The following is an 8,218-nucleotide window of genomic DNA, read 5'->3' on the forward strand; positions in this document are numbered from 1 at the left end:
TCTTATTGACAGAAGCATTCGCAATGACTTTTCCTTCATCTGCAAAGGAATAACAGATATAATCCTCATTCCAGCAACCTCTGTCATACCATTCCTTAAAACTTAAATTAAACACCCGCTTTGACAATTCATTAAAGCTTTCTTTATACTTTTCATCCTCCCTGTAGTTACTGATCAAGTGATACTCATTCATGGTAAACCTCCGCTTTAAATAAATTCGCTTTCCAGGGAGAAACAAAATTCATAAATATCTATTCAGATGAAGTCCCTGAATAACGTTTTCTCTTCTATTGAAGTTCTTTCGCCACCACAGACTTCCTCTCAATCTCCCCCATCACCCACTCCAAATCCACATCCTCCTCCAAATGCTCGGGCGTCCACGGAATATGAACATGAGGCGTCACGCCAGTTTCATTCGTGTAATACTTTTCATCCATTTTGGAAATGCTGTAACCAAATTCATAATCGCCGTAATCCATCGTGGTCACATTACAGAAATCAATAATACCCATAGTCGGTCTGCCTACCACTTGGACTTTCGGCGATTTTTTGACATTTTTCGCGAATGTGTCTCCCGAACTCCCGCACATCACGTCAGTCAGGACATAGACGTTTTGCGGAGCGGCCTGTCCTTGAATTGAATAGTCCAGATCGTTCTGAACGACCTGAAGACCTTTGCCTTTATTCTTTTCAAATAACGCAATTTCTCCCTTCGCCCATTTTTCAGTCTCCGCGTCCAGCTCCTGCTCCAGATATCCTCTCAAAGTATTTATCCAAAGACGGCAATTCCGCTCCGTGTAATTCGTATACATGACTTCATCCGCCTGAAACAGGCTGTTGAATGAGGTCGGACGATTGAATACATAGTCGAGAATCGGGAAATAAAACATGTCATTGCCGCCGTAATTTACGCGTATATCTATAATCAGGTTGGCGGAATGGTTCAGATCATCCTTATGCTTTTCCAGTAGATCGAGTATCGGTTTCTCCTGTGCAAAATCTGTCAGTTTCATATAGACCGTGTCCGGATTCAGTTTTTTCAGTTCATAACTTGGTATGTATGGTGTGCGTTCATATTTATGCAGTGACAGCCCGAACTTCACACCATCACGAACAACCAGGATATCTTCGGCTTTGCGCAACGCCACGTTCCAAAACTGCCGCTCAAGAACGGTATCTTCCAAAACTTTCGAATGGCGATTTCCAAACTCCTCCACCGTCAATCCATCTATTTCAACAATTTGATCACCTTTTTGCAGACGCTTTTCTTCTGTCGCTTCCGTCACATACAGTTCGTTTTCGTACCGCCGTGCTCTGAATCCAAGATTCGGAATGACCGCACCTTTGGCATTAAACGATAAATGGCCATCCTTGAAATCCAGCAGATAGGACTGGACCGTCTCAATAAAATCGCGATCCTCCATTTCGTCTGTAATAAGATATTCCTCAGGCCGATTCACGCCCTGCTTTTCTGCAGCGCCCGCGTAATCCATTTTCACAATTTGAATAATGTCGCTAAAGATTTCTGTTTTACTGAACACAATAACACTCCATTCGCAGTATCTGCATTATTTTATTACTGCCAGTGAGCCACTCAATTTATAATCTCGCGGTCAATCCACCATCAACCACAAATTCAGCCCCCGTGACATAACCGGATTCATCGGAAGCCAGGTAGACGACCAGATGGCTTACTTCCTCCGGCTTGGCTGTCCGGTCCAAAGGCACTGTTTTTGCGAGTTTACTTACCCGGCTCTTCCTGACCATGGGTGTTTCAATGATTCCCGGGTGGACGGAATTTACACGAATTCCTTCACTCGCAAATTCGACTGCCGCACTTTTCGTCATGCCTCTTACCGCAAATTTGGAAGCATCATAAGCCACAGATCCACTATTTCCTTTCAATCCGCTCACAGAAGAAATATTAATGATGGAGCCATTTCCCGCTTTGCTCATTGAGGGATGCACGTACTTCATCCCCAGAAATACTGAGACTTGATTAACATCAATGACTCTCCGATATTGTGCTTCGGTCATGTCGCCGATTGTTTTCAGCAAAGCAATCCCTGCATTATTTACTAACACGCTGACCGGTCCAAATACCGATTCCGTCTCAGCAACCACCTGTTGCCATTCGGCAGCCTTCGTGACGTCGTGTTTCATGAACCTGGCACTTCCACCAAGATTTTTGGCCATCGCTTCGCCTTCTTCTTCCAGAATGTCAGTAATCACGACCTTGGCACCTTCTTCTAAAAATCTTCTGGCATGTGCTGCCCCCATTCCTCTGGCTCCCCCGGTTATGATGGCCACTTTGCCGTCCAGTCTGCCCATTGTCAAAATCCTCCTCTTTTATCGGGCTTTACCATCCATTTTGTCACAGGGCGTCAAGAAATCTTCAGTTCATTGATAGACTATTCTTTCTTTTCAGTTTACCATTATCAGGTAGTTTTTGGCAGAAGCTTTTGAAGAATAAGAGATTCTTCTATATAAATAAAAAAGTGCAACGCCGTCCGGATCTCTCCGGCACTGGCGTTGCACTGTTATTGGAATGTCCATTTCCTATCTCAATCTCCAGGAACACTGTCCCGTGAATAATTGCAAAACCTATACCGCCTGCTTCACGTACTTCTCCACTTTCCTGCTCGAAACGTAACTGTGCAAAACCATGCCGAGTATCACGATCATGATGCCCAGCCACGATAACGGCGAAGGAAACAGGATGGATAAAAACAGCAATTCACCGGCTAACGCAAAAAGGACTTCCATCGACTGTGTGGCTTCCACCGCTGCGAGCTTCGGCATGCTGCCTCTCACCATATCTGTCGCCATGAAGAACAGTACAGTCGCGATGACGCCGGAGAAAATGGCGACCAGCAGTGACTGGAACGCCTGGCTTCCGCTTGGCATTCCGACTGTAAAGATGCCGTATGCAGAGAGTAAAAACCATAAAGGCAGACTGGCGATCGTCATTCCGAGCACCCGCTGGTAAGCATCCAGCCGCCCTTCGCACACTTCCATCATTTTGCGGTTTCCAAGCGGATAGGCAAAAGAGGCGATGAGAATGGGAACGATGCCGAACAGCAGATTTTCCAGCGAAAGCTGTTTGGCGTGTTCCATCTGCATCAGCGCAACTCCCAATAGGATGATCAAAGACATGAGGAGGCCTCTGACGAAAATTTTCCCCCGCACTTTCCGGGGGCCGCCCGGTGTATGTATTGTCGTAAAAAATATAGGCGCGAGCAACGCTCCCGAAATGATCGTGATCTGCCACGTGCCGGCGATCAGCCAGCCGGGTGAATACGCAGCGGCAAAACACAGCGGTGCATAGAACATGCCGAATCCGACAAAACTCCACAACAGCCATTTACCCGGCTGTTTTTTCATTTCATTTAAGACTGGCCGCAGGTTTTTCCGCATGAGCACGATGCACAGCAGAAACGGGACCATGAAGAAATACCGGAGAGAAGCGCTCCAGATCCAACTGCCTCCGGTAGCTTCCATCGAGGCATTGAGGACAAATGTAAATGCGAAAAAAAAGGCTGAAAATATTCCGATGATGATTGGCCGCAACTGAGTTCACCCTGTTCCTGTATGTAATGTGCCTGCTCTTGTTTCCATAATGGCATTTCTTCTTGCTGTTAATGAATGAATCTTAACATATAGAAAAACTTCCTTCATTCAAACAATGCGAAAAGAACCCCCGATCATAAAATGACAGGGGTTGTTCATTCCATCATCGATTCTTTCAGATTCAGATTAAGTCCCATTATTTCAAAGGACAGTCTTCATGAATAAAACAAAAAACACACCTGTAACATCAATGCTGCAGGTATGTCCATGTATTAATTATATTTTGCTGACCTCATCCAGCCATTGACTCTCCAATTTTACTCCATCACCGAATGTCCGCTGATTTTAAAGTCGAGGCCATCACGCGAAAAGGTATATTGGGCGGTTTCGCCTTCAGTCCCGGTTCCGACCACCAATTCATACGAAGCAAATTTGCGCTCGAAGTCCAACACTTCCAGTTCATCGACTCCAGGAGGCCAGGGATTTGTACCGTATAATGAAGTCGCATAAGCACTCTCTTTCACCATAATTTCTTCTGCCCGCTCTCGCAGTTCGTCCGGACCAAGCTCCTGTTCGCCCAGGTCAAACAGCTGCTCGACTTTTTCAAGGCCGATTTCCTTCAAATATTGTTCCGGATAAAAATGGGAAGCAAACATCTGATAACTGAAAAACAGGCAGACCAGCAGAATTGCAGCTGTCTGGATCGGAACATCAAAACGGCTTTTCGAAATGATACTGTCAATTTTTATTGCTCCCCAAATAGATCCGATTACGACCGCCACAAAATAGAGCGTATCCATCAATGTATTGACTAAGAGAAAAGACAGCAAGTAGCTGAATTTCCTCAGCAGAAAGAAAATCGTCGCACCTATTAAAAAGATGGATACCGTCCTGATTGAATCTTTCACCATTGCATCTGCCCCCCATTTACCCTTAACCGCTTTTACAGTCTGATCTTCTCAGCAAGAAAACTGCCGACGCCTTCAGTATCCCTCAGTTCTCTCTTCGGAATGATGAGCGCAGACATTCCGCTGTTGTACAAATAAAAGCCGGAATCGTCTTCCCCGTAATTCTCGATGCCGCTCCAGGATAAGCTCATTTCCCCTTTCGGACTGATTTCACGCAGTCCGTGTTCCGTGAAAATCATCGTATGCTGCCCCAATAATGCGTCATTCTTGCCTTCCCTGATCATCTTTGTCGCATTTCGTTTGATCAGACGGTAAAAATATGCCGGATAAAACAGGAACCACAGAATGGCTACGGCGAGTAACGGGATAAACAGAACGAGAAACGGCACGTCCAGAAAATATGCAGCAAGGATTGCCAGTACGATATACATTACCGGCACCAATATCCGCTGCAGCGTTATTTGTTTTTTGATCGCTTTTGAATTTTTCGCATGAAACAGATTGAAGCCGATATAATCTTCTTCTGTGAGTTTGTAGTTGAGTTCCATCGTCGTGTTGACCCCTTTTATGATTTTATCTGTCTATTACAGTCCGACCGCATCTGCGGTTATCGGCACCTTATTAAAAGCCTATACATAAATAATAATACACTTGCATCCTAATTCATACATTATTTTACAATATGCCTGTTAAACTACTAAGCACTCCTAAAACTCTGCAAAAAAACCTTTCCAAATCGGAAAGGTGATTTCAATCATACATTCATTAATCTTAAATAAGCGGTCTACATTTCCACATGCGTAGCCGGATCCATATCAAACAGCCTGCCGTCAGGGCGCGTTAACCCTGCAATCGCAATCATCTCAGCTTCACTCAAGGCAAAATCGAATATTTCAAGATTTTCCCGCTGACGCTGCGGAGATGTGGACCTCGGAATCGACACAGAACCGATCTGGTATTGCCAGCGCAAAATGACTTGGGAAATGGTCTTGCCGTGCTTCCCGGCGATCTCAAGGATTGTTTCATTCAGTAAAATGTCTGCCGCTCTGGCAATCGGGCTCCATGACTGCGTTTGAATTCCGAGCTGTGCATGCACATTGCGCTGCTCTTCCTGGTTAAAGAAGGGATGCAGTTCGACCTGATTCAGGCTCGGTGTCACGCCGGTCTCCCGAATAATGCGCTCCAGATGCTCCGGCAGGAAATTGCTGACACCGATTGACCGGACCAGTCCCCATTTCTGCGCATCGATCAATGCCTGCCACGCTTCCACGTAAAGATCCTGCTGCGGAAGCGGCCAGTGGATCAGGTAGAGATCGAAATAATCCAGATTGGCGCGGTACAGCGATTCCTGAATCGCCACCATCGCTTTGTCGTATGTCTGATAGCGGCCCGGGAGCTTAGACGCCACCCACAGCTCTTCGCGGGAAATGCCGCTGCGCCGGATGCCTTCGCCGACTGCTCCCTCGTTTTCGTAATTATACGCCGTATCAATCAGACGGTAGCCGGCGTTGATCCCGCTTGAGACTGCGTTCGCCCCAGCATTGCCCCACAGCCCGTATGTACCGAGTCCAATCACCGGCAGTTTCGTTCCGTCATTCAGTGTCACTTCTGGTATCGCTTTTTCCATCCACATTCACTCCTTTCGTTTCTGCTTTTAGATTACGCTTAGGCGGCATTAAACTCAAACAATTCAGGCAATAAAAAAAGGGCAGCCACATTGTTGGCCGCCTCTCGTTCTTATAGAATTCCGCTTTACCGGAATTTATTTTATTGCCATGCCGCCATTACCGGACTTTTCGTCCCTTTGCATTTCGACTAAAGGAAAATCGTAATTCCCCTGTACTGATGATTTCCAGAAGTTCCCAGATGGACCCTGTGTCGCGCATATTACAATTCGCCCAGCGTTTATGCTGTTTGCTAGCGGGAATACAAATAAAAACTGTTTTGGGAGGACGATTATATGAACAATCATCAATCATCTGAACAAGAAACGAACATCAAAAAAATGAACGAACTCATTAAAGAAAAAAATAAGGAAACTTCAGAAACCCAGGATTCCACTCAGCAGGAACAAACAAACCAATCGTTAAAAGATAACGCGCGAATTCCGGATGAAAACAATAAATTGACAACCAAAAATAATAACCGGACACCGTAATGCAAAACTTAAAAAGCTAAATTAAAACGGCCAGCAAATTGCATTTTGATTTGCTGGCCGTTTTTTATATTTTTCATTTGTTCAATTAGGCATTATCCACCGAAAATCAGATCCACTTTTCCGATTTCGGACCAAAACGCTTCTTATACTCGCTCTTTACATAATAATACACATAAAGCTGCTTAACTGCCTTTTTCCTGATCCACTTGCCAATCCGCCTCTTCTCCGAATCGCCTTTTTCAAAATAAGCGACGCTTTGATTGACGCGCTGGTCCCCCATAATTTCACGGATATGCTCCAGGGTTTCTTCCCTGGACAATGTGCTGTCCGGATGGAACAGGTTTGAAAAGCAGGCGGCAATTCTGACCGTATAGAACTTTTCAATCAAGTCTTTATTCGTCCCGGAATAGGCTCCGTTTCTGCGCAGGAACCCTCTTGTCGTCTCAAGCAGCAATTGCTGGTTCTCAAATAGATCCGGCCGGAATGTACTGGTGATCGATTCATTATTCGAAGTGGTGTAATAGTACAGAAAGTCGCTGATGATTGCGATTTTCCGGCAGTGTTCCAGATACTGCAGATTAAAAAACAGATCTTCTCCTCGAATAATTTCTTCATCAAAACGCAGGCCATTTTGCCGGATAAGGTCGGTAATATATAGTTTATTCCAGTTATAATGGACATAATAATCCTGATAGATTTCTCCGAAATGCGCCAAAAACTCTTCCTTCGAATAGATGCCGGGGCGATGGAAACTGAAATTTTCCATGCTGATCACCCGCTGCCCTTCTCTCGTTACGAGCTGATAACCGCAGATCACCAATTGCAGTCCGCCCTTCAGCGTTTCCAGCAGGGTCTCAGTCATATGAGGTGCGATATAGTCATCCGAATCCACAAATTGAATATACTCCCCTGTTGCGGCTTCGATTCCGCGGTTCCGCGCCACAGAAGGTCCCGCGTTGTCCTGATGCAGCACCTTTATGCGACCGTCTTTCTTTTTATAGGCGTTGCAGATTTCACCGCTGCGATCTGCAGAGCCATCGTTGACCAGTATCACTTCGATCCGTTCATGGGACTGATTGAGGATACTGTCGATGCACTGCTCGAGATACTTCTCAGCGTTATATACCGGTACAATGAAACTGACAAGCTTGTTCAAACAGATCTCCCCCACCCCAATTACCCGCCTCTTCTCGAAGTTGTGACCGGCTCAGTATAATCTTTTATCTTCACCAGTTTAATATCGTCTTTGTTGAATAAATTCAATTCCCCAAAAACGTCTTCAAACTGGACAATCTGTTCCGACAACGCCATGTCGGCCACGTTTTCCCTCGTTTCCGCCTCCACCGTTCTTTCGACCACGAGCCCTTTTTCCAGGTGATATTGAATGACGAATTTCTGCATGATTTCACCCCCTAATTTCGGATTCTCGACAGATGCGCATAACTCCTTTAAATTCGCAGGAATCATTTTGTGATTCAATGATATTTTCCCTTTTAGCGCGTGTTGAAAACTTGAGGTGCATCTCATATCGAGAACAATTCATTGTGCTGGAATTCTATGAGCGTTTTTCGGGATTCTATGA

9 protein-coding genes and 1 pseudogene are annotated in these 8,218 nt (G+C 45.4%); 1 reads left to right on the forward strand and 9 read right to left on the reverse strand.

The annotated features are described in order from the left end of the window. The 7 genes and pseudogenes from KW93_RS06305 to KW93_RS06335 form a co-directional block, all read right to left on the reverse strand. A pseudogene (locus KW93_RS06305) lies at positions 1–193 on the reverse strand (GNAT family N-acetyltransferase); the annotation flags it as partial. A 94-nt stretch (positions 194–287) separates the two neighbouring features. Next, complete coding sequence (locus KW93_RS06310; protein ID WP_033542142.1) at positions 288–1,541, reverse strand: S41 family peptidase; 1,254 nt, start codon at positions 1,539–1,541, stop codon at positions 288–290. A 58-nt stretch (positions 1,542–1,599) separates the two neighbouring features. After that, complete coding sequence (locus KW93_RS06315; protein ID WP_033542143.1) at positions 1,600–2,331, reverse strand: glucose 1-dehydrogenase; 732 nt, start codon at positions 2,329–2,331, stop codon at positions 1,600–1,602. Positions 2,332–2,604: 273 nt separating this feature from the next. Next, the gene (locus KW93_RS06320) at positions 2,605–3,570 is read right to left on the reverse strand and encodes a DMT family transporter (protein ID WP_033542144.1); all 966 of its coding nucleotides are present in this window, start codon (positions 3,568–3,570) and stop codon (positions 2,605–2,607) included. Positions 3,571–3,887: 317 nt separating this feature from the next. After that, positions 3,888–4,481, reverse strand: a complete 594-nt coding sequence (locus tag KW93_RS06325; protein ID WP_033542145.1) for a hypothetical protein — start codon at positions 4,479–4,481, stop codon at positions 3,888–3,890. Positions 4,482–4,513: 32 nt separating this feature from the next. After that, positions 4,514–5,026, reverse strand: a complete 513-nt coding sequence (locus KW93_RS06330; protein WP_033542146.1) for a YcxB family protein — start codon at positions 5,024–5,026, stop codon at positions 4,514–4,516. Positions 5,027–5,262: 236 nt separating this feature from the next. Continuing rightward, positions 5,263–6,105: an aldo/keto reductase gene (locus KW93_RS06335; RefSeq protein WP_033542147.1), complete on the reverse strand. Its 843-nt coding sequence runs from the start codon at positions 6,103–6,105 to the stop codon at positions 5,263–5,265. Positions 6,106–6,438: 333 nt separating this feature from the next. Here KW93_RS06335 and KW93_RS06340 point away from each other — a divergent pair, with 333 nt between their 5' ends. Beyond that, positions 6,439–6,636, forward strand: a complete 198-nt coding sequence (locus tag KW93_RS06340) for a hypothetical protein (protein ID WP_033542148.1) — start codon at positions 6,439–6,441, stop codon at positions 6,634–6,636. A gap of 106 nt (positions 6,637–6,742) precedes the next feature. Here KW93_RS06340 and KW93_RS06345 read toward each other — a convergent pair whose 3' ends face one another. Both KW93_RS06345 and KW93_RS06350 read right to left on the reverse strand, forming a co-directional pair. Beyond that, on the reverse strand, positions 6,743–7,792 hold the full coding sequence (locus KW93_RS06345) for a glycosyltransferase (RefSeq protein ID WP_033542149.1): 1,050 nt from the start codon (positions 7,790–7,792) through the stop codon (positions 6,743–6,745). A 20-nt stretch (positions 7,793–7,812) separates the two neighbouring features. Then, positions 7,813–8,037: a hypothetical protein gene (locus KW93_RS06350; protein WP_033542150.1), complete on the reverse strand. Its 225-nt coding sequence runs from the start codon at positions 8,035–8,037 to the stop codon at positions 7,813–7,815. Between the last annotated feature and the right edge of the window lie 181 nt (positions 8,038–8,218).

It is taken from the genome of Planococcus sp. CAU13, assembly GCF_000775575.1.
Taxonomy (GTDB): domain Bacteria; phylum Bacillota; class Bacilli; order Bacillales_A; family Planococcaceae; genus Planococcus.

Excerpts from the sequence above, each read along its gene's own strand:
- KW93_RS06335 (WP_033542147.1), bottom strand. The coding sequence starts at position 6,105 with ATGGAAAAAGCGATACCAGAAGTGACACTGAATGACGGAACGAAACTG.
- KW93_RS06340 (WP_033542148.1), top strand. The coding sequence starts at position 6,439 with ATGAACAATCATCAATCATCTGAACAAGAAACGAACATCAAAAAAATG.
- KW93_RS06315 (WP_033542143.1), bottom strand. The coding sequence starts at position 2,331 with ATGGGCAGACTGGACGGCAAAGTGGCCATCATAACCGGGGGAGCCAGA.
- KW93_RS06325 (WP_033542145.1), bottom strand. The coding sequence starts at position 4,481 with ATGGTGAAAGATTCAATCAGGACGGTATCCATCTTTTTAATAGGTGCG.
- KW93_RS06350 (WP_033542150.1), bottom strand. The coding sequence starts at position 8,037 with ATGCAGAAATTCGTCATTCAATATCACCTGGAAAAAGGGCTCGTGGTC.
- KW93_RS06330 (WP_033542146.1), bottom strand. The coding sequence starts at position 5,026 with ATGGAACTCAACTACAAACTCACAGAAGAAGATTATATCGGCTTCAAT.